This is a genomic window from Cellulomonas sp. P5_E12 (assembly GCF_054049315.1).
The window spans coordinates 274,828-296,175 of the sequence record NZ_JBFUMP010000003.1 but is presented as its reverse complement, the minus strand read 5'-3'; the positions used below and the strand labels follow the sequence as shown (position 1 = coordinate 296,175).

The 21,348-nt window shown below is 71.3% G+C and carries 14 protein-coding genes; 2 read left to right on the top strand and 12 right to left on the bottom strand.

What is annotated here, in order from left to right; all coding sequences use genetic code 11:
• Positions 1–103 precede the first annotated feature (103 nt).
• The 5 genes from ACXJKA_RS04200 to ACXJKA_RS04180 all read right to left on the bottom strand — a co-directional run bounded on the left by ACXJKA_RS04200 (position 104) and on the right by ACXJKA_RS04180 (position 7,532).
• Positions 104–685, bottom strand: a complete 582-nt coding sequence (locus ACXJKA_RS04200) for a dihydrofolate reductase family protein (RefSeq protein WP_456823919.1) — start codon at positions 683–685, stop codon at positions 104–106.
• 62 nt (positions 686–747) lie between these two features.
• Positions 748–1,587, bottom strand: a complete 840-nt coding sequence (locus ACXJKA_RS04195; protein WP_456823918.1) for a helix-turn-helix domain-containing protein — start codon at positions 1,585–1,587, stop codon at positions 748–750.
• A 203-nt stretch (positions 1,588–1,790) separates the two neighbouring features.
• Positions 1,791–3,974, bottom strand: a complete 2,184-nt coding sequence (gene glgB, locus ACXJKA_RS04190; RefSeq protein WP_456823917.1) for a 1,4-alpha-glucan branching protein GlgB — start codon at positions 3,972–3,974, stop codon at positions 1,791–1,793.
• A 92-nt stretch (positions 3,975–4,066) separates the two neighbouring features.
• On the bottom strand, positions 4,067–4,921 hold the full coding sequence (locus ACXJKA_RS04185) for a LacI family DNA-binding transcriptional regulator (RefSeq protein ID WP_456823916.1): 855 nt from the start codon (positions 4,919–4,921) through the stop codon (positions 4,067–4,069).
• Positions 4,922–5,006: 85 nt separating this feature from the next.
• Positions 5,007–7,532 (bottom strand): glycoside hydrolase family 2 protein, encoded by a 2,526-nt coding sequence (locus ACXJKA_RS04180; RefSeq protein ID WP_456823915.1) that lies wholly within the window; start codon positions 7,530–7,532, stop codon positions 5,007–5,009.
• 229 nt (positions 7,533–7,761) lie between these two features.
• On the opposite strand from ACXJKA_RS04180, the gene ACXJKA_RS04175 reads away from it, so the two are divergent.
• Entirely contained in the window at positions 7,762–9,891 is a 2,130-nt protein-coding gene (locus ACXJKA_RS04175) for an alpha-galactosidase (RefSeq protein ID WP_456823914.1), read from the top strand.
• A gap of 43 nt (positions 9,892–9,934) precedes the next feature.
• Here ACXJKA_RS04175 and ACXJKA_RS04170 read toward each other — a convergent pair whose 3' ends face one another.
• Genes ACXJKA_RS04170 through ACXJKA_RS04160 form a run of 3 tightly spaced genes read right to left on the bottom strand, consistent with a single transcriptional unit; the run spans position 9,935 to position 13,071 of the window.
• Positions 9,935–10,759: a carbohydrate ABC transporter permease gene (locus ACXJKA_RS04170; RefSeq protein ID WP_456823913.1), complete on the bottom strand. Its 825-nt coding sequence runs from the start codon at positions 10,757–10,759 to the stop codon at positions 9,935–9,937.
• Positions 10,756–11,730 (bottom strand): carbohydrate ABC transporter permease, encoded by a 975-nt coding sequence (locus tag ACXJKA_RS04165; protein WP_456823912.1) that lies wholly within the window; start codon positions 11,728–11,730, stop codon positions 10,756–10,758. Before ACXJKA_RS04165 ends, ACXJKA_RS04170 begins: the two co-directional genes overlap by 4 nt.
• A 12-nt stretch (positions 11,731–11,742) precedes the next feature.
• Positions 11,743–13,071, bottom strand: a complete 1,329-nt coding sequence (locus ACXJKA_RS04160; protein WP_456823911.1) for an ABC transporter substrate-binding protein — start codon at positions 13,069–13,071, stop codon at positions 11,743–11,745.
• A gap of 205 nt (positions 13,072–13,276) precedes the next feature.
• Between ACXJKA_RS04160 and ACXJKA_RS04155 the strand changes: the two genes are divergently transcribed.
• Positions 13,277–14,518, top strand: coding sequence for an ROK family protein (locus ACXJKA_RS04155; protein WP_456823910.1), 1,242 nt, complete (start codon positions 13,277–13,279; stop codon positions 14,516–14,518).
• On the opposite strand, the gene ACXJKA_RS04150 is transcribed toward ACXJKA_RS04155, so the two are convergent.
• The 4 genes from ACXJKA_RS04150 to ACXJKA_RS04135 form a co-directional block, all read right to left on the bottom strand.
• Positions 14,519–15,769 carry a maltokinase N-terminal cap-like domain-containing protein gene (locus ACXJKA_RS04150; protein ID WP_456823909.1) on the bottom strand — a complete coding sequence of 417 codons (1,251 nt, stop codon included), beginning with the start codon at positions 15,767–15,769 and terminating at the stop codon, positions 14,519–14,521. It lies immediately after the preceding gene.
• Positions 15,766–17,541, bottom strand: a complete 1,776-nt coding sequence (gene treS / locus ACXJKA_RS04145; protein ID WP_456823908.1) for a maltose alpha-D-glucosyltransferase — start codon at positions 17,539–17,541, stop codon at positions 15,766–15,768. Before treS ends, ACXJKA_RS04150 begins: the two co-directional genes overlap by 4 nt.
• Positions 17,538–19,559 (bottom strand): alpha-1,4-glucan--maltose-1-phosphate maltosyltransferase, encoded by a 2,022-nt coding sequence (locus ACXJKA_RS04140; RefSeq protein WP_456823907.1) that lies wholly within the window; start codon positions 19,557–19,559, stop codon positions 17,538–17,540. The genes treS and ACXJKA_RS04140 overlap by 4 nt, the downstream gene beginning before the upstream one ends.
• Positions 19,560–19,620: 61 nt before the next feature.
• A complete protein-coding gene (locus ACXJKA_RS04135) occupies positions 19,621–21,267 on the bottom strand; it encodes an FAD-binding dehydrogenase (protein ID WP_456823906.1) in 1,647 nt (548 codons plus the stop codon).
• Between the last annotated feature and the right edge of the window lie 81 nt (positions 21,268–21,348).

The following is a 21,348-nucleotide window of genomic DNA, read 5'->3' as shown; positions in this document are numbered from 1 at the left end:
CTTCTGTTTCCAGGACCAGAACCTGTGTGGATTATCGGGCCATTCCTTCGGGGGTGGCCCGTTGTGCTTGGAAGCGGCGCACCGGCTGCTCGCGCGGTGTCGGTCAACGGCGCACCCGATAGCGCAGGTGAAGCACTCGCTTTCCCTGGACGACGATGTCTGGGTCCTCCAGTAGGTGCTGCGCGTCGACGGAGCCGAAGTAGCGTTTGCCGGACCCGAGCACCACGGGTGCGACGTCCATGCGCACCTCGTCGACCAGGGCCGCCGCAAGCGCCTGCCCACCGACGTCACCGGCGGCAAGGTCGACGATGCGATCGCCGGCGAGCTCCTGTGCCTTTGTCACGGCTGCGTCGATGCCGTCGACGAAGTGGAACGGCGCCTCGGGGTCCCAGCCCTCGGGTGCCGGCCGGTGCGTCACGACGACGACGTGGTCGATCCCGCTCGGCGGCGTCCCGTCCCAGCCGTCCGTGATGTCGAAGACGTGGCGCCCGGCGATTGTCACCCCGATCTGGTCCCAGTAGGGCCGGACATGGTTGTAGGACGCCTGCGACACCTTCAGTACGCCGCCGTCGTCCAACCGCACGTCACCGCTGACCAACCACTCGAACAGCGGACCGGGATCGTCGTTCTCAGCTGCAATGAAACCATCCACTGAGACCGACGCATTCATGACCACTTTTCCCATGGTTCCTCCTCGCTTGGCAGTCCCAAGTCTTGCGCGTCGAGAGTGGTCGCTCTTGTAAGAATTCATTCGGCTGGCAGTGGCCAGCCGTCCAGTACGTGATCGGGATGCTCGCGCAGGAACCGCCGTCGGGCTTCGACGTACCGGGTCGGCGTGAGGCCGGTGAACTCCCGGAACTCGTGGACGAAGTGGGCCTGGTCGAAGTAGCCCGCGCGGGCGGCGACCTCGGCCCAGTCGATCGGTGCAGCGACGTCGATCGCCAGCACGGTGAAGGTGAAGCGGTAGCTGCGAGCCAGCCGCTTCGGCGTGACACCGACAATCGCCTTGAACCGCCTCGCCACGTAGGTGCTGCTTGCGCGGCTTGAAACGCCGAGGTCGCTGATCGGCACCGCTCCGCCGGTCGCCGCGATCGCGCTGCACATGTGGCGTACGAGGTCCAGGCCGTCGATCTCGCGCAGCCGTCTCATCAGCTCATGTTCGAGCAGCGTCAGCATCTCGTGCGGTGCGTCTGCGGTGGTCAGCCGGTCTCGAAGCTCGGCAGTCGCCACCTGGCCCCACATCTGCGCGACCGTCGCCGGCCGGTCGCACAGCTCGGCCGCGGGCATCGGCAGGAACGGGGCTGGCCCCCAGGGCTTGAAGTGGACGCCGACGGACCGAGTAGGGGTTGGGTAGCTGAACTCCCACGCGCGGGTGGGGGTGGTGACCACGCAGCCGTCGGTGTATTCCACGGCTTCCCGATCGGTGCCCGCCCGGATGCGAAACGGCGCCCCGAGGTTGACGACGAGCAACGGTGCCGGCGCGGCCGGCAGCATCAGCCGGGAGTACGGCGGCTCACCCTCCAGGTAGTAGAGATCGCCGATCAGCCCGTCGAGCGGCGGACCGGGCACCCTGGACACGTACTCCATGCTGGCATCATCGCCGAAGGCCCACCTGGCATCACGCGCGCCTGGGCAAGCGTCGAGCCCGCGCCGATCCCTGACGGCTGCCCCGGCGCATTTCGGGTCCGAACGACACCCCACCTCGGGAAGAGCCCGACAAGGGGAGCCCGAGGGGCTCCCCTTGTCGTCGTGCGGGCCGGTGGGTCAGCTGGCCTCGAGGATGTCCACGCCTAGCGGGCGGCCTCGAAGACGACCACGCCCAGCGGGGGGACGCGGACCGAGGCGGAGTACGGGCGGCCGTAGTGAGGCTCGGGCAGGGCCTCGATCTCGCCGAGGTTGCCGACGCCGGATCCGCCGTAGGCCTCGGAGTCCGAGTTGTAGATCTCGCGCCAGCGGCCGCCGCGGGGGAGCGCCAGGCGGTAACCCTCGTGGGGGACGCCGGCGAAGTTGATGACGACGGCGACCGGCGGGGAGTCGGAGCCCTTGCGCAGGTACGCGAGGGTGTTGCGGAAGGCGTCGTCGGAGTCGATCCACTCGAAGCCGTCCGGGGTGTGGTCGAGCTGCCAGAGGGCCGGCGTCTCCTTGTAGACGCGGTTGAGGTCCGCGACGGAGCGCAGGACGCCCTGGTGGGCAGGGTCGTCGAGCGCGTGCCAGTCGAGGGAGTGGGCCTCGGTCCACTCGGTCTGCTGCGCGAACTCGCTGCCCATGAAGATCAGCTGCTTGCCGGGGTGTGTCCACTGGTAGCCGAGCAGGAGGCGGACACCGGCGAGCTTCTGCCAGTGGTCCCCGGGCATGCGCTCGTACAGGGAGCCCTTGCCGTGCACGACCTCGTCGTGGCTGATGGGGAGCACGAAGCGCTCGGAGTAGGCGTAGACCATCGAGAAGGTGATCTCGTTGTGGTGGTAGCGCCGGTGGATGGGCTGCTCGGCCATGTAGCGGAGCGTGTCGTTCATCCAGCCCATGTTCCACTTCAGGCCGAAACCGAGGCCGTTGCCGTCGGTGGGAGCCGTGACGCCGGGCCAGGCGGTGGACTCCTCGGCGATCATCATGATCCCGGGGGTGCGCCGGTAGGCCGTGGCGTTGGCCTCCTGGAGGAACGAGATGGCGTCCAGGTTCTCGCGGCCGCCGTACTGGTTGGGCCGCCACTGACCGGGCTTCCGGCTGTAGTCGAGGTACAGCATCGAGGCGACGGCGTCGACCCGCAGGCCGTCGACGTGGAACTCCTCGAGCCAGTAGGTGGCGTTGGCGACGAGGAAGTTGCGGACCTCGGAGCGGCCGAAGTTGAAGATGTACGTGCCCCAGTCGGGGTGCTCGCCGAGCAGCGGGTCCGGGTGCTCGTACAGCGGGGTGCCGTCGAACTGCGCGAGCGACCACTCGTCCTTGGGGAAGTGGGCCGGCACCCAGTCGACGATGACGCCGATGCCCGCGCGGTGGAGGGTGTCGACGAGGTAGCGGAAGTCGTCGGGGTGGCCGAACCGGGAGGTCGGCGCGAAGTAGGACGACACCTGGTAGCCCCACGAGCCGCCGAAGGGGTGCTCCGCCACCGGCATCATCTCGACGTGCGTGAAGCCGAGCGACGCCACGTGCTCGGTCAGCTGGTGCGCGAGGTCCCGGTAGGACAGGCCGACGCGCCAGGAGCCCAGGTGGACCTCGTAGACGCTCATCGGGGCCGTGTGCGGGTCGTGCGTGCCGCGGGCGGTGAGCCACGCGTCGTCGGACCACTGGTAGCTCGACTCGACGACGACCGACGCCGTCGCGGGCGGCACCTCGGTGCCCTGCGCGAGCGGGTCGGCCTTCTGCCGCCACGAGCCGTCGTGGCCGAGGATCTCGAACTTGTACCGGGCGCCGGCCCTGACGTCCGGGGCGAAGACCTCCCAGACGCCACTGTCGCCCAGCGAGCGCATGCTGTGCGAGGCACCCTGCCAGTAGTTGAAGTCGCCGACCACGCGGACGGCCCGGGCATTGGGGGCCCAGACGGCGAACGACGTGCCGATGACCTCGCCGAGCTCGCCGGGGTAGCGACGCACGTTGGCGCCGAGCACGGTCCACAGCTGCTCGTGGCGGCCCTCGCGGACGAGGTGGCGGTCGAGCTCCTGCACGGTGGGCAGGAAGCGGTACGGGTCGTCGACCACGGAGGAGTGGCCGTCGTACGTGACCTCGAGGCGGTAGTCGGGCACATCGGTGCCGGGCAGGACGGCGACCCAGATGCCGTCCTGCTCGTGCCGGGCGGCCACGCGCGAGGTCGAGGTGACGACCACGACGGACTCGGCCAGCGGCCGGAGCGTGCGGACCGTGACCCCGCCGCCCCCGACGTGCGGGCCGAGGACGTCGTGCGGTGCGTAGGACGCCCCGTGGGCGACGGTGCGAAGGGTGTCGACATCGACGGGGACCGGGGACGGTGCGGCCGGGCTCATCCCCCTACCCAACCACCCGGAGGGTGCGAGCGCAGGATGGTCGCCCGGGTGACCTGCGTCTCAGGGCATATCCGGGCATTCTCCGGCGGCCCTCAGGCGCTGCCGGCGGGTGCGGCAGAGGTGGTGCCGCGGGTCACCAGGCGGGGCAGGGGAGCCGTGTACGAGCGGACCGTGCCCGAGGCGAGCAGGTTGAGCACGCAGTCGGCGACCTGCACCCCCATGGCGTGGACGTCGAGGCTCATGGCCGACAGCGCCGGGTGAGAGAGGCGGCAGAGGGCGGAGTCGTCCCAGGCGAGCAGGGAGAGCCGCTCGGGCACCGCGACGTCCATCTCGTGCGCGACGCCGAGGCCGGCCACGGCCATGACGTCGTTGTCGTAGATGATCGCGGACGGTGGTGCGCCGCGGCCGAGCAACGCGCGCGTGGCGCGGGTGCCGGACTCCTCGCCGTAGTCGCCCTCGACGACCGTGCCGTGGGCGCCCAGGCGGGCGCACTCGCCCGTGAACGCCTCGGTGCGGGCCTGGGTGTGCGCGAGCCCACGGGGCCCGCTGACCCGTGCCAGTCGGCGGTGGCCCAGTCCGACCAGGTGCTGCACGGCGGTGCGCATCGCCTCGGCGTTGTCGATCCAGACGTTGGCGAACGGCAGGTCGGGCCGCGGGCCGCCCACGACGACCGTGGGGATGCCCAGCTCGCTGAGCACGTCGAGGCGGGAGTCCTCGAGCGCCACGTTGACCACGACGACGGCGTCGACGAGCTTGCCCTCGCCCCATCGGCGGTAGGTGCGGATCTCGGCCTCGTGGTCCGGGACGACGTGCAGGAGCAGCGAGCGGCTCTCGCCGGCCAGGGACTCCTCTATGCCGCCGACGAGCTCCATGAAGAAGGGCTCGAATCCGAGCATCCGTGCAGGTCGAGCGAGAACCAGGCCGACCGCGTCGAGACCTTGCGTCATGCTCGCGAGCGTACCTGCGCGGCGCGGGGGATCACGGCGGCGACGGGGTGACGTCACCTGCTCCGACACCTCGACCGCGAGGGTCTCAGGCGTGCGACTGGGTGAGGTCACGCGCCTCCAGCTCTGAGGGACGACGGACGACGACGTCGTTGGCGGAACGGAGAACGGGCGCGCGCGTGAGCTCGGCGGGGTCGAACGTGCCGCGGGTCCGCACGTGGAAGGACGCCGTGGTGCCCGCGGGGATGTCGACGAGGGCGGTGTCGACGCGGGCCTCGGGGTCCAGCCGGTCGACGAGCAGGGTCACGTCCCGGGCGAGCGACGACGCCGTGACGTCCACGCGGTAGCCGTCCTGGACGGGGGTGACCGAGGCGCGCAGGGGTGCGGGGTCGAGGGCGAGGTCGATGTCCTCCGCCCACGGGTGCACCGCCTGGAGGGTGCCCAGGCGCACGACGAGGACCTCCTGCGCGGGGTCGGCGGGCGTCGCCACCGTCGTCGGCAGGGCGAACTGGCCGACCGACCAGGCGCCCACCGCGAGGGCGAGGTCCTCCTCGGCGAGCACCGTGCCGTCGAGCCGCTGGCGCGACAGGCGCACGATGCCCTGCCAGATGGCGGCGGTGTCGTTGACGACCGCGAGCACCTCGCGGCCCTCGCGCGGCTGCACGGTGAGCAGACGGCTGGCGTAGGCGGCCTTGAGGGCGTACCACAGGGGCTTCGGGCGCTCGTCGCCGTCGATGGCGGCCCACGACGTGACCGGCCAGCAGTCGTTGAGCTGCCAGACGATCGCGCCGGCGGTCCGCGGCCACCACGAGCGGTAGTGCTCGACGGCGAACCGCACCGCGCGCGCCTGGTTGAGCTGGGTGGCCCAGTGCCAGTCGGCGAAGTCGTCGGGGACGCCCAGGTGGGGTGCGAGGCCGCGGTCGAGCTTGCCGTTGCCGTCGTCGGCCTTCTGGTGGAGCAGGAACGCCGGGTCGTCCTTGGTCAGCGGCCCGCCGTCGACGGCGTGCACCGCCCGGGTCAGCGTCGCCCACGTCGGCGGCCCCTGGAACCCGAACTCGGAGCAGAAGCGGGGGACCTCGTCGCCGTAGACGGTGTAGTCGACGCGGTTCCAGACCTCCCACTGGTGGTGGGTGCCGTGGTCGGGGTCGTTCGGGTGGATCTCGGTGAGGGCGGYCCCGGGGGAGTACGGGCTGCCGTCGGAGTAGGGGCGGGTGGGGTCGAGCTCGGCGACGATCCCCGCGAGCAGCTCCGTGGCGTACCGGTAGCCCCAGGTCCGGCCCTGGAGCTCGTCCTGCCAGCCCCAGTCGAGGAAGCCCCAGAGGTTCTCGTTCCCGCCGTTCCAGAGCACCAGCGACGGATGGGGCGTCAGGCGTGAGACGTGCTCGCGGGCCTCGGCCTCCAGCTCGTCCCAGAGCGGCTGCTCCTCGGGGTAGGCCGCGCAGGCCAGGAGGAAGTCCTGCCAGACGAGGAGGCCGCGCTCGTCGCAGAGCTCGTAGAAGTCCTCGGACTCGTAGATGCCGCCGCCCCAGATGCGCACGAGGTTGAGGTTGGCGTCCACGGCCTGGTCCAGGCGGTGCGCGAGGCGCTCCCGGGTGATCCGGGTGAGCAGGTGGTCGTCGGGGATCCAGTTGGCACCCTTGACGAAGATCGGTCGCCCGTTGATGCGGAACGTGAACGCGGTGCCGTCCTCGTCGGTGCTGGTGTCGAGCTCGACGGTGCGGAAGCCGATGCGCCGGGTCCACGTGTCCAGCGGCTTCTCAGGCTCCGGGCCGACGAGCGCGACCACCAGCTCGCTCAGCGGCTGCGCGCCGTGGCCCACCGGCCACCACAGGGGAGCGTGCGGGACCTCGAGGTCGACCACCGCCGAGCTCGCGTCGCCCGGCACGGTGACGGAGACGTCGGCGCCTGCCACGCGGGCGCGCACCACGACGGGCACGTCCCCGCCCGGGACCCCCGAGCGTTCGATGTCGACGTGCGCGGCGATGTGGCCGGTGCCCGTCGCGTCGACGGTGACCAGCGTGCGGACCGCGGCGAGGCGCGCGATCGACCAGCGCTCGACGCGGACCGGCCGCCACAGGCCAGCGGTCTGCAGGTCCGGCCCCCAGTCCCAGCCGAACGAGCACGCCATCTTGCGGACCATGTTGAACGGCTGGTCGTAGGCGAGCGGGCGCGGACCGAGCCGCGCGGCCTCGGCCTCGGCATGCACCAGGGCGGACGCCAGCAGGACGCGCAACCGCTGTGTGGTGGGCCGCAGCAGGTCGCGGACGTCGAAGCGGTAGGAGCGGTGCTGGTTGGCGGTGCGGCCGATCTCGTGGCCGTCCAACGTGAGGGTGGCCACCGTGTCGATGCCGTCGAACACCAGGTCGACGCGCTCGTCGGCGGCCGCGGGGGCGAGGTCGAGGTCGCGCTCGTACGCCCAGTCGGTGCGGCGCATCCACGCGAGATCCTCCTCGTGGCGGTCGACGTAGGGGTCCGGGATCAGACCCGCCTCGAGCAGCGCCGTGTGGCTGGTGCCGGGCACGCGGGCGCGGACACGGCGGCCGACGATGTCGGCCGGGACGGGGCCGGCGACGGCGGTCAGGGACCAGCCGTCGTACAGGTCCTGGGTGTTCATCGTCGTGCTCCTGGGTCCGGGGGTCCGGCGTGTGCCCGCCGCATCCTTGCGACGGGCTGCGTCGGCACCTCGGGGAGGGGCCGAACTTCTGGCAAGTACCCGGTGACCATTCTTAGACAACTGAATAAAGTAAGTCAATGACGCCGAGACCACGCCTCGGCCCGTAGCGTTCAGGGGCGCGTCCAGCGCATCCGACCCGCAGCCCGTTCCGGACCAGGAGACACCCGCCGTGACCGACAGCGCCACCCTCGACACCCTTGTCCACCTGCGTGCCGCWGGAGTCAGCGTCGTCGTCGACCTGACCGGCGGCACGCTTCCGCGAGTCCTGCACTGGGGAGGCGACGTCGGAGACGTCGACCTGTCCGTGGCTCGGCGCGCCTGGCGGCCCGTGGCGCACGGCTACCCGGTCGACGGGGAGGTCGAGGTCGCCGTGCTTCCCGAGGAGTCGGCCGGGTTCCTCGGGACGCCGGGCCTCGTCGGCAGTCGCGACGGGCAGGACTTCTCGACGCGGTTCGTCGTGCGCACGTACTCCGTCGTCACCGACGACGACGGGACGCAGCGGCTCACCGTCGACGCCGGCGACGACGCGGCGCGGCTGGGGCTCACGCTCGTGCTCGAGCTCACCGCGCAGGGGCTCGTCCGACAGCAGGCGGTGCTGACCAACCAGGCCGACGAGGTCTACGGGCTGGACGGACTGCAGCTCACCCTGCCGGTGCCGTCCGCGGCCACCGAGCTGCTGGACTTCACGGGCCGCTGGGCGCGCGAGCGCAGCCCGCAGCGGACGGCGTTCACGCACGGGACCCGGCTGCGCGAGAACCGGCGCGGGCGCACCGGCTACGACTCGGCGTTCGTGCTCGTCGCCGGCACCGCGGGCTTCGCGAACCGCACCGGCGAGGTGTGGGGCCTGCACACGGCGTGGTCCGGCAACCACCGCTCGCTGGCCGAGCGCAGCCACTACCACCACGGCCTGCTGGGCGGCGGCGAGCTGCTCGGCTCCGGCGAGGTGCGGCTGGCCCGTGGCGAGTCGTACACCAGCCCGTGGGTGTACGGCTCCTGGGGTGTCGGGCTGGACGCGCTCGCGGACCGGTTCCACGCGTGGATGCGCGCGCGCCCGCAGCACCCGCGCTCGCCGCGGCCCGTCACCCTCAACACGTGGGAGGCCGTCTACTTCCAGCACGACCTCGGCCGGCTCACCGCCCTGGCCGATGCCGCGGCCGCCGTCGGCGCCGAGCGCTTCGTGCTCGACGACGGCTGGTTCGGCGACCGCAGGGACGACACCCGGGCGCTGGGCGACTGGTACGTCTCGGCGGACGTCTGGCCCGACGGGCTGCACCCGCTGGTCGAGCACGTGACGGGGCTCGGTCTGCAGTTCGGGCTCTGGGTGGAGCCGGAGATGGTCAACGCCGACTCCGACCTGGCCCGCGCGCACCCCGACTGGATCCTGCGCGTGCCGTCGCGGCTGCCCCGGGAGGCGCGACACCAGCAGGTGCTCGACCTCGCGGTGCCGGAGGCCTTCGCCTACATCCTCGAGCGGCTCGACGCGCTGCTCACCGAGTACGCCATCGGGTACCTCAAGTGGGACCACAACCGGGACCTGGTCGACGCCGGGCACGGGGGAGCACCCGGGGTGCACGGGCAGACGCTCGCGGTGTACCGGCTGCTCGACCAGCTGCGCGCGCTGCACCCGGGCGTCGAGATCGAGTCGTGCTCCTCGGGCGGCGCGCGCGTGGACCTCGAGATCCTGCAGCGGACCGACCGGGTGTGGGCCAGCGACTGCATCGACGCCTTCGAGCGCCAGCAGATCCAGCGGTGGACCAACCTGCTGATCCCGCTCGAGCTGATCGGCGCGCACATCGGCTCCGGCACCGCGCACAGCACCGGACGCCGGCACGCGCTGTCCTTCCGCGCGGCGACGGCTCTGTTCGGGCACCTCGGGATCGAGTGGGACCTGCAGGAGGCCGACGAGCAGCAGCGCGCCGAGCTGGCCGCGTGGATCGCGCTCTACAAGGAGGTGCGCCCGATGCTGCACTCGGGCGCCGCGGTGCACGCGGACCTCGTCGACCCGACCGTCGCCGTCCACGGCGTGGTCGCACAGGACCGCGGGGACGCGCTGTTCGCGGTTGCGATGACGGGTCGGTCGACCGAGACCGCGCTGCCGCGAGTCGCGCTGCCGGGGCTCGACCCCGACGCGCTCTACGACGTGCGCCCGCAGGCGCCGGGCGACGCCGTCGACCACGCGCCGGCGTGGTGGACGCCCGAGGGCGTGCGGCTGCCCGGTCGGCTGCTGTCCGGGGTGGGCCTCGAGGCGCCGCTGCAGCTACCCGAGCGGATCGCGCTGGTTCGGGCGACGCGGGTCTGACACGACGACGGGGCGGTCGGTCGACCGCCCCGTCGTCGTCGGACTACTTCGTCGCGCCCGACGTGAAGCCGTTGTAGATGTACCGCTGCAGGAACAGGAAGAGCACGAGGATCGGGATGATCGTGATGACCACGCACGCGCAGATGGCTTCCCACTGCGAGCCGTAGGGCCCCTTGAAGGCAAAGAGCGCCGTGGAGATCGGGAGCTTGTCGGGGTCGTTGAGGTAGAGGTACGGCAGGTAGAACTCGTTGTAGATGCCGATGCCCTTGATGATGACGACCGTCGCGATCGCGGGCTTGAGGTTGGGCAGGATGATCTGGAAGAAGATCCGCAGGTGCCCGGCACCCTCGATCATCGCGGCCTCGTCCAGCGAGCGCGGGATGCTGCGCATGAACTGCACGAAGATGTAGATCGAGACGATGTCCGTGCCCATGAAGAGCAGGATCAGCGCCCAGCGCGAGCCGTACAGCCCCAGGCCGTTGATGATCTGGAACGTCGCGACCTGCGTGGTGACACCCGGCACGAGCGTCGCCAGCAGGAACATGAGGAGCACCAGGCTGCGTCCCCGGAACCGGAAGCGGTCCAGCGCGTACGCGGTGCCGGCGCCGATGAGGATGGTGCCCGCGATGGCAGCGCCGAAGATGAGCGCGGTGTTGAAGAACGCCAGCGCCATGCCGCCCTTGGTGAACGCCAGCACGTAGTTGTCGAAGTTGAACCAGCTGTCGGGCGGCTGGAACGGGTTGGTCGACAGGAACTCCTGGTTGGTCTTGAAGGACCCGAACAGGATGAGCCCCAGCGGGAGCAGCGTGACGATCGAGGCGACGACGAGGGAGACGTACTTGGCGGTGCTGGTGGCTGCGACCTTCACGTGAGGTCCACCTCCTCCTCCGGGACGAGCCGGCGCTGGAGCCAGGTGACCAGCAGAACGAACACCAGCAGCACGACGGCCATCGAGGAGGCGAGCCCGACCATGTTGCGCTGGAAGGCCATCCACAGGGTCCGCAGGACGAACGTCTCCGTGCCGTTGGCGCCGTTGGTCATGACGAACGGGATCTCGAAGACGGACAGCGAGCCGGAGATGCCGAGGATGAAGGCCAGGCCCACGATGGGTCGGATCGACGGCAGGATGATCGACCAGAACTCGTGCCAGCGGTTGGCGCCGTCGAGCGCGGCCGCCTCGTAGATCTCCGAGTTGATGGACTGGATCGCGCCCAGGAACATCACGAAGGTCAGGCCGGTGTACCGCCAGACGGAGACGGCCGCGAGCGAGAAGTTGGCGATGTCGGGGTCGCCGGTCCACTGGTGGATGAGGCTCTCGAGCCCGGTCTTCATGAGAACCGTGTCGAGGCCGCCGCCCGGCTTGAGGAAGTTGAGGAAGATCAGCCCGATCGCAACGCCGTTGATGAGGTACGGGAAGAACAGGATGCCCTTCCACATGTTCTTGAAGCGCACCTTGAACGACAGGATCGTCGCGAAGTAGAGCGCGAGCGCCATCTGCACGAGCGAGCCCACGATGTAGAACAGCGAGACGTAGAAGACCCGCAGGTTGTCGGGGTCCGTGAACACGTTGATGTAGTTCTCGAGCCCGATGAAGTTCTTGGTCTTGTCCAGGCCGTCCCAGTCGGTGACCGAGTACCAGAACATGTTGACGACGGGCGTGTACGTCAGGAGCAGCAGCAGCCCGACGGGGACGAGCAGGAACAGGTAGGGCGTGAGTCGGCGGTACCACGCGGAGCGGCGGCCCGCCCCACCCGGAACGTTCCGGGTGGGGCGGGCCAGCTCGGGCTCGGTCGCTACGGCCGTGGCCCGGCTGGCGTAGCTGGAGGATGAGGTCGTCATGGTGCGGTGAACTCAGGCGCCGGCGTCGGCGCGACCCTTGGCCCACTTGGAGTTCAGGTCGTCGAAGATCTGCTCCTTGGTGCGGTCACCGGAGCGGGCGTCGTCGATGATCTGCAGGCGGTACTTCGGGTCCGTGGTCACGATGCCCGACGCGGTGTCGATGTCCGCGAACAGCGACTCCTTGCCCTCGGGGGCCGGGTTCATGGTGATGAGCTCGACGCTGTCCATGAAGCTCTTGAGGGCATCGGGGACCGGGCCGTCGGCGAGGGGCGAGAGGCCGACCTGCGACTCCGAATAGCCCGAGTCGTGGTTGAACCAGTCGATCCACGCGCGAGCGGTCGCCTTGTTCTTCGAGTGCACGTTGATGCCGAGGTTGTAGTCGCCGCCGGCCACCGTGTGGAACTTGCCGTCCACCTGCACCGGGGTCGGCATGTAGGCGATGTCCGCGGGATCGGCGCCTGCGGCCTCCGCGGCCGCGGCCATCTGCGGGATCGCCCAGGAGCCAAGGACCATCGTGGCGATGTCGCCGACGCCGATCTGGCGCTTGGAGCCCTCCCAGTCCGTGGTGGTCGGGTCGGCCTCGGTGAGGCCCTCGGCGACGGCGTCGAAGATGGTGCCGTCGATGACTCCGTAGTCGGAGTCGTCGGTCCACGGGGTGTCCGTCTGCGCCATCTTGTTCAGGGCGTCCGGGTCCGCGGTCACCGCCCCGCGCCAGCCGTCCCACTGCGAGAGCGTCCAGCCGTCCTTGTAGTTGGTGTAGAGCGGGGCGACCTTGGCGACGCCCTTGTCCTTGATGGCCTGCAGGTCGTCGAGGAACTCCTGCGGGGTTGTCGGGAACTCGGTGATCCCCGCCTCCTCCCACACACGCTTGTTGTAGAGGATGCCCTGCACGTTGCCGACGACGGGGATGCCGTAGGACTTGCCCTCGAACGACTTGTCGTTGAGCCAGTTGTACTCCTTCTGCATCTCGGCGAGGTCGCCGAGCGGCTCGAAGAAGTCGCCGAACTGGTCGGGAGTCACGGAACCCGGGATGGCGAGGACGTCGCCGTAGTCGTCGGTGTTCATCCGGGTCTTGACGGTGCCCTCGTAGTCCTTGACGCCCTCGACCTTGACGTCGGTGACGTCGGGGTACTTGGCCTTGAACTCCTCGACGTACTTGTCGAACGTGCCGTCCTCCACGAGGTCGGTGCGCCAGGTCAGGACGTTGAGCTCCCCCGAGGGGGTGCCGTCGTCGTTGCCCCCGCCGCTGTCGCCGCCGCCCGAGCAGGCGGCCGTGAGGGCCAGGATCGAGCTGGCAGCCGCGACCGCGATGAGGCGGGTGCGTCGCTTCTGAGGGAACATCTTTGATCCTCTCGTCGTGCCGGCACCTCCGCGTGCCGACCGGGGTCTGATGAGGCAGGGCCACTCGGGATCGAGGGGTCTTGCTCCCGTGTGGCATTCTTAGGCAAGTGAACAAAGTAAGTCAACGGGCGTGTCTTGGGAGTCTGCTCCCGTTCCCGGATCGTTATGGTGTGCGACGAGGGGGACACCCCACGGAGGAGGATCAGTGAGCGGCTCGCAGCCGGGCCTCGGCGCCGCGCACGCCAGCAGCAGGTCGGCGATCCTCGACCTCATCCGGGCAGCCGGCACCATCAGTCGCGTCGAGCTCACCCGGGCGACCGGACTGACCGCCGCCACGATCTCCACGGTCGTGCGCCGGCTCATCGACGACGGCCTCGTGCTCGAGGTCGGGCGCGCCGAGTCCACGGGCGGCAAGCCCCGCATGCTCCTGCAGCTCGACCCGTCGGCGCGGTACGCCGTCGGCGTGCACCTGGACCACGCCGGCATCACCTACGTCATCGCGAACCTGGGCGGCGCGATCGTCGCCCGGTGGCGCCGGCCCGGCGCGGGGTCCGACGACCCGCGCGAGGTGGTCGCCCGCATCGCCGCGGAGATCCGCACCACCGTCACGCGCGTCGGGGTCGACCCCACCCGGATCCTCGGGCTCGGCGTGGTCTCGCCCGGGCCGATCTCGTCGTCCACGGGCATGACGCTGACCCCGCCCGTGATGCAGGCGTGGGCCGAGTTCCCGCTCGCCGACGCCCTGGAGGACGCCGTCGGGCTGCCCGTGCTGCTCGACAACGACGCGACCGCCGCCGCCATCGGGGAGTACTGGTCCGGCGGGATCGCGACCGGCTCCGCGTTCGCGGCGCTCTACATGGGCACGGGCATCGGCTCCGGGATCATCGTCGACGGCACCGTCTACCGCGGGTCGAGCTCCAACGCGGGGGAGGTCGGGCACATCTGCGTCGACCTCGACGGCCCGCAGTGCTGGTGCGGCAGCGTCGGGTGCGTCGAGGCGCTGGCCGGCCCCGCGGCCGTCGTCGCCGCCGCCCGCGACGCCGGCCTCGAGCTGGCCGGACGCAACATCGCCGAGAACTTCGGGTCGCTCGCCCGCGCCGCCAGCCGCGGCGAGGCCCTGCCCATGGAGCTGCTCCAGCGGTCGGCCCGGTACCTGGCGGTAGCCGCGCAGACGCTGGCCAACGTGCTCGACCTCGAGCTGGTGGTCCTCACCGGTCCGGCGTTCGCGCTCGCGGGCTCGCTCTACCTGCCGGAGATCGAGCGCCGGCTCGGGCAGTCCTTCTTCGCGCGTGGCAGCCATCCCGTGCGCGTCACCATCTCGTCGAACGCGCCCGAGGCCGCCGCCGTCGGCGCCGCGGCGCTGGTGCTGCAGAGCGAGCTCGCGCCGCGACAGGCCGGCGTGCGGATGCCGCTGKAGCTGCCGCTCGAGGTCACCGCCGGCGCCTGATCAGCCGGCCAGGCGCTCCAGCCCGGCGATCGGGATGGGCAGCCACGACGGGCGGTTGCGGGACTCGTAGACGGCCTCGTAGAGCGTCTTGTCCAGCTCGAGCGCGCGCAGCAGGGTCTGGTCCCCGCCGCCGTACCCGCGGAGCAGGCCCGCGCGGGCGGTGGCCGTCCAGTCGGCGGCGGCGGCCCTCGTCAGCCCGCCGACGGCCGCGGCGTAGTCGATCGAGCGCAGCAGGCCCGCGACGTCGCGCAGCGCCAGGTCGGGCCGGGTCCGCTGCGCGAGGGGGGCCAGGGGCTCGCCCTCGAAGTCCATGATGAACCAGGTGCCGTGCGAGCGCAGCACCTGGCCGAGGTGCAGGTCGCCGTGCACGCGCTGGCGCGGGGGAGCCGACGACAGGGCGCGCACCTCGGCGACGACCCGGGCGACGCCGTCGGCGAAGCGCGAGAGCGACGGGACCGCGGAGAGCGCCCACGAGAAGCGGGCTGCGACCGCGCGGGCGACCTCCTCGGGCCCCTGGTCGCCCACCTCGACGCCGTACGCCCGGACGAGCGCGTCGTGCATGGTCGCCGTGACCGCCCCGAGGGCGGCGGCGGGGCCCTCGAACGGCTCGCCCCGGCCCGCGTACGCGCACGCGAGCTCGAACCCGTCCTCGGCGGCGTCGACGAACGCGGCGAGCACGCCGAGGTAGCCCGTCACCGGCTCGCCGTCGTGGCCGGGCCACTCGCCCTGCAGCCACGCCAGCGGCGCCGGGACGTTCTGCCAGCCGACGTCCACCAGGTGGCGCGGCACGTCGACGTCCGGGTTCTCGCCCGGGGCGATGGCGCGCAGCACCTTGAGGATGCCGGGCCGCGCGCCGGGCAGGATCACCGAGGTGTTGGACTGCTCGCCGGAGACCGCTCGCGCCCGGGAGACGTCGACGTCCGCGCCGGGTCCGTCGGCGGCGGCGAGCCAGGCGGTCAGGAACGCCGGATGGTCGGCGCCGTCGAGGACGGTGCGACCGTCGAGGACGCCCAGCGCGCCGTCCCCGGGGCCGTCGGTCAGGACCAGCGGCACCTGCAGGAGGGCGTCGACGGACCCCGCCCGTGCCCGCACGAGCAGGACGGTCACGTCCGGGGCGAGCGCGAACGACGCGACGGCCGACAGCTCCGCCGACTGGCCCTTGGCGGGGAACCAGCGCTTCGTCGGCAGCCACTCGCGCACGACGTCGAGCAGGCGGGCGTCGTCGGGGGACCTGCGGGCGACCAGGCTCACGGGGCGGTCAGCTCCAGCCAGTAGAAGTCGCGCGACCCGAGCGTGAACGACGCGGACCCGTCGGCGCCGATCGGGGTGAACGGCGCGCCGCCGAACACGTCGCGCGTCGTCCAACGGGCGCGGTCCGGGAGCTTCACCGTCGCGGCGCGCGCGGTCGATGCCAGGTTGGCGACGACCAGGATCGTCTCGTCGGCCGTGTGCCGGCAGAACGCCAGGACCGACTCGTTGTCGCAGGGGAGGACCTCGAAACCGCCCGCTCCCAGCGCGGGGTGCTGCCGCCGGACGGCGAGCATGCCGTGCACCCAGTGCAGCAGCGACGTCGGCTGCGCCAGCTGGGTCTCGACGTTGGTGTGGCTGTAGTGGTGGACCAGCGACTGCACCAGCGGGAGGTAGAGCTTGCCCGGGTCGGCCGTGGAGAAGCCGGAGTTGCGGTCGGGGGTCCACTGCATGGGCGTCCGCACGGAGTCGCGGTCGGGCAGCCAGATGTTGTCGCCCATGCCGATCTCGTCGCCGTAGTAGAGGCAGGGGCTGCCCGGCAGCGAGAGCAGGAGCGCGTGCGCGAGCTCGATCTCCTTGCGGGAGTTGTCCAGCAGGGGAGCCAGGCGACGCCGGATGCCGACGTTGGCGCGCATGCGGGAGTCGGGCGCGAACCACCCGTACATCGACGCGCGCTCCTCGGTGGAGACCATCTCGAGCGTCAGCTCGTCGTGGTTGCGCAGGAACGTGCTCCACTGGGCGCCGTTGTTCGGGATCGGCGGTGTGTCGGCCAGGATGTCGACGATCTGCGCGGCCCGCTGGTCACGGATCGAGTAGTAGATGCGCGGCATCACGGGGAAGTGGAAGCACATGTGGCACTCCGGCTCCTCCTCGGTGCCGAAGTAGTGCACGACGTCCTCGGGCCACTGGTTGGCCTCGGCCAGCATGATGCGGCCGGGGAACTCGTCGTCGATCATCTTGCGGACCTTGCGCAGGAACGCGTGCGTCTCCGGCAGGTTCTCGCAGTTGGTGCCCTCGGCCTCGAACAGGTACGGCACGGCGTCGAGCCGGAAGCCGTCCACGCCGATGCCCAGCCAGTAGCGACCCACGTCGAGCATGGCCTCGACCACGCGCGGGTTCTCGAAGTTGAGGTCGGGCTGGTGGCCGAAGAAGCGGTGCCAGAAGAACTGGCGCCGGACGGGGTCGAAGGTCCAGTTGGACGTCTCGGTGTCGACGAAGATGATGCGGGCGTCCTGGTACTTCGTGTTGTCGTCGCTCCAGACGTAGAAGTCCCCGTACGGGCCCTCGGGGTCGGAGCGGGACGCCTGGAACCACGGGTGCTGGTCGCTCGTGTGGTTCATCACCAGGTCGACGACGATCCGCATGCCGCGGGCGTGCACCTGCTCGATGAGCTCGGTGAAGTCGGCCATGGTGCCGTACTGGCCCGCGATCGCGGTGTAGTCGGCGACGTCGTAGCCACCGTCGCGCAAGGGGCTGGGGTAGAACGGCGGCAGCCACAGGCAGTCGATGCCGAGCCACTGCAGGTAGTCGAGCCGGTCGATCAGGCCGCGCAGATCGCCGCTGCCCTGGCCCGAGCTGTCGGAGAACGTGCGGAGCATGACCTCGTAGAAGACCGCGGTGCGGTACCACTCCGGGTCGTCGGACAGCCCGGTCGTGTCGGGGGCGGGGTGCGGGAGCACGGGGGTGCGCCGTCCCGGCAGCACGATCTGGGCGGTCGTCGGCGCGGGCTCCCGGGCGTGGCGCCCGGCGGGCGGCGTCAGCGGTGTCTCCGTCACGGCGCCACCAGGTGGACCACGTGCGCGGCGCGGATCATCGGGTTGAGCTTGACGTAGACGGAGGACCCCCACTCGTAGGTCTCCTCCGACAGGACGTCGTGCGCGACGACCGGGCGGCCCGTGTCCAGCCCGTACGCGTGCAGGTCCAGCTGGACCGAGCCCTCGCGGGTGTTCCACGGGTCGAGGTTGACGATGACGACGATCGTGTCGGCCCGACCGGTGGGCGAGTGCTCGGCGTCGAGGTGCTTGGAGAACGCGACGAGCGCGTCGTCCGACGTCGGGAGCACGCGCAGGTTGCGCAGCTGCTGCAGGGCGGGGTGCGCGTGCCGGAGCTCGTTGAGCCGGCCGAGGAGCAGGTTGATGCCGATGGCGTCGGCCTTGGCCCAGTCGCGGGGCTTGAACTCGTACTTCTCGTTGTCGATCTGCTCGTCGACGCCCGGTCGCGGCACGTCCTCGACCAGCTCGTAGCCCGAGTAGATGCCCCACGTCGGGGCGCCCAGCGCGGCGAGCACGGCCCGGACCGCGAAGCCCCGCACGCCCGTGGCCTGCAGGTACGGCGGCAGGATGTCGTGCGTCGTCGGCCAGAAGGCGGGTCGCATCCAGGCGCCCTGGTCACCCGAGACCTCGGCCAGGTACTCGGTGATCTCGTCCTTCGTGTTCCGCCAGGTGAAGTACGTGTACGACTGGTGGAAGCCGATCTTGGCGAGCGTCTGCATCATGGCCGGCCGCGTGAACGCCTCGGACAGGAAGATCACGTCGGGGTGGTCGGCGCGCACCGACTGCAGGATGCGCGCCCAGAAGTCGAGCGGCTTGGTGTGCGGGTTGTCCACCCGGAACAGCGTCACCCCGTGGTCGATCCACACCTGCAGGACCCGGCGGATCTCGGTGTAGATGCCCTCCGGGTCGTTGTCGAAGTTCAGCGGGTAGATGTCCTGGTACTTCTTCGGCGGGTTCTCGGCGTACGCGATGGTGCCGTCCGCGCGCGTGGTGAACCACTCCGGGTGTGCCGTGACCCACGGGTGATCGGGCGAGCACTGCAGCGCGATGTCGATCGCGACCTCCATGCCGAGCGCGCGGGAGGCGGCGACGAAGCGGTCGAAGTCGTCGAACGTGCCGAGCGTCGGCTCGATCGCGTCGTGGCCGCCCGCGGGCGAGCCGATCGCGTACGGGGAGCCGGGGTCGCCTTGGTCGGAGTACAGCGAGTTGTTGCGGCCCTTGCGGTGCGTCGCGCCGATCGGGTGCACCGGGGTCAGGTACACGACGTCGAACCCCATGCCGGCGATGCGCGGCAGGTCCTCGGCCGCCGTCCGCAGCGTCCCGGAGACCCACGCGCCGATGTCGGGGTCGTACCGGGCGCCCTGCGAGCGGGGGAAGATCTCGTACCAGGCGCCGGCCAGGGCGAGCGGTCGCTCGACGACGAGCGGGTACGAGGGCGACCGGGTGACGTCGTCGCGCAGCGGGGTCTGGGCGAGCGCGGCGTGCACCGCGGCGGACAGGCCGGCCGAGAGCCGCTGGTGGGGCGTGTCGCGGACGTCCCGCAGCGCGAGGACCGCGTCGCGGAGCACCCGCACGGCCTCCGTGGGCATCGCCGTCGCGCCCGTGCGCCCGGCGGCCCGCTCGAGAAGGAGCGCACCCTCCGTGAGCATGAGCTCGACGTCGACGCCCGCCTCGACCTTGATCTCGGCGTCGTGCGCCCACGTGCCGTACGGGTCCGACCAGCCCTCGACCCGGAACGTCCAGTCGCCCTCGCTGGTCGGCACCAGCCGGGCCTCGAAGCGGTCCAGACCGGGCGCGATGTCGACCATCCGGGCGCTCGCCACGTCGACGCCCGAGGGGTCCGTGAGCACCGCGGTGGCCCCGACGGCGTCGTGCCCCTCGCGGAACACGGTCGCCCTGAAGGGCACCGCCTCGCCGACCACGGCTTTCGCCGGGAAGCGCCCGGCCTCGGCGACGGGGGAGACGTCCACGATCGGGATGCGGCCGACGGACGTGCCGAGCGGCGCAGGGGGAGTCGTCACGCTCCCGAACCTATCCGTAGGTCCAGGTCGGGGGCATCTGGTGGGGGCGTGGCGCGGATGTTTACGCCCCGAGTGCGCGCCCGACCGTCCGACCCGTGAACAGGCAGCCGCCGAGGAACGTCCCCTCGAGCGCGCGGTGCCCGTGCGCTCCGCCGCCGCCGAACCCGGACGCCTCACCGACCGCCCACAGGCCGGGCAGCACCTGGCCGTCGGGACGCAGCACGCGGCCCTCGAGGTCGGTGTGCAGGCCACCGAGGGTCTTGCGGGTGAGAACCGAGAGGCGCACGGCCAGCAGAGGGCCGTGCTCGGGGTCGAGCAGGCGGTGCGGCTTGGCCACGCGGATGAGCTTGTCGACGATGTACCGCCGGGCCATCGCGGTGGCCACCACCTGCAGGTCCTTGCCCAGGCCGGTCTCGACCTGACGGTCGCGCGCGACGATGGTGCGCTCGAGAGCCTCGGCGTCGATGCGGTTCGTGCCGGACAGCGCGTTCATCTTCGCGGCCAGCTCGGCGGGGGTGTCGGCCCAGAGGAACTCGTCGGACTTCTGCGCGAACGCCTCGACCGGCCCGACCGCGCCCGGCTTGACCCGCTCGAGCAGCAGCTTCATGTCCTTGCCAGTCAGGTCCGGGTTCTGCTCGGAGCCGGACAGTGCGAACTCCGACCCGAGGATCGTCTTGTCCAGCACGAACCACGAGTGGTCGTCGCCACGGGACGTGATGTGCGTCAGCGCTCCGAGGGAGTCGAAGCCCGGGAACAGCGGGACCGGCAGGCGGTGGCCGTCGGCGTCGAGCCACAGGCTGCTCGGTCCGGGCAGGATGCGGATCCCGTGCTTCGACCACACGGGCGAATGGTTGGTGATGCCCTCGGGGTAGTGCCACATGCGGTCCTCGTGCACCACCGCGGCGCCGGACGCCTTCGCCGCGGCGATGCCCGAGCCGTCGACGTGGTCCGGCACGCCCGAGAGCATGCGTGCGGGGAGCCGACCCGCCGACGCGGGCCACGTGGCGCGGACCAGCTCGTGGTTGGCGCCGATGCCGCCGGTGGCGACGACGACCGCGCTCGCGGAGATCTCGAAGGGCTCGGCGACCTCGCGGGAGCTGGGCACGGCGCGCTCCACGGGGTCGGCCACGAGCACGTCGCCCCGGACGCCCGTCACACGGCCGTCCGTCGTCACCAGCTCGGTCACGCGGTGCCGGAACCGCACGTCGACCAGGCCGTCGCGGCGCGCGTCGAGCAGCGCGCGGACGAACGGCTCGAGGATGCCGGGGCCGGTGCCCCACGTGACGTGGAACCGCGGGACCGAGTTGCCGTGGCCGTCGGCGAGGTACCCGCCGCGCTCGGGCCACTGCACGAGCGGGAACCAGCGCACGCCCTTGCCGTGGAGCCAGGGGCGCATGTCGCCGGCGGCGAAGTCGACGAACCCCTCGGCCCAGGCGCGGCCCCAGCGGTCGGAGCCGTCCGTCGAGAAGTCGGCGGACCCGAGCCAGTCCGCGAGCGCGAGCTCGGCGGAGTCCTTGACGCCGAGGCGGCGCTGCTCGGGGGAGTCGACGAGGAACAGGCCGCCGAACGACCAGAAGGCCTGGCCGCCCAGGCTCGCGGCGGGTTCGGCGTCGAGCAGGGTGACCCGGCGACCGGCGGCGACCAGCTCGGCGGTGGCGACCAGACCGGCGAGGCCTGCGCCGACGACCACGACATCGGAGTGCGTCATGGCTCGTACCGTACGCGTTTGGACGCTCGTCCAGAACTCTACGATCCGTGTCGCGTCCTATCTGCTCAGCGACGACCCTGA

Excerpts from the sequence above, each read along its gene's own strand:
- ACXJKA_RS04200 (WP_456823919.1), bottom strand. The coding sequence starts at position 685 with ATGGGAAAAGTGGTCATGAATGCGTCGGTCTCAGTGGATGGTTTCATT.
- ACXJKA_RS04195 (WP_456823918.1), bottom strand. The coding sequence starts at position 1,587 with ATGGAGTACGTGTCCAGGGTGCCCGGTCCGCCGCTCGACGGGCTGATC.
- glgB (WP_456823917.1), bottom strand. The coding sequence starts at position 3,974 with ATGAGCCCGGCCGCACCGTCCCCGGTCCCCGTCGATGTCGACACCCTT.
- ACXJKA_RS04185 (WP_456823916.1), bottom strand. The coding sequence starts at position 4,921 with ATGACGCAAGGTCTCGACGCGGTCGGCCTGGTTCTCGCTCGACCTGCA.
- ACXJKA_RS04165 (WP_456823912.1), bottom strand. The coding sequence starts at position 11,730 with ATGACGACCTCATCCTCCAGCTACGCCAGCCGGGCCACGGCCGTAGCG.
- ACXJKA_RS04160 (WP_456823911.1), bottom strand. The coding sequence starts at position 13,071 with ATGTTCCCTCAGAAGCGACGCACCCGCCTCATCGCGGTCGCGGCTGCC.
- ACXJKA_RS04135 (WP_456823906.1), bottom strand. The coding sequence starts at position 21,267 with ATGACGCACTCCGATGTCGTGGTCGTCGGCGCAGGCCTCGCCGGTCTG.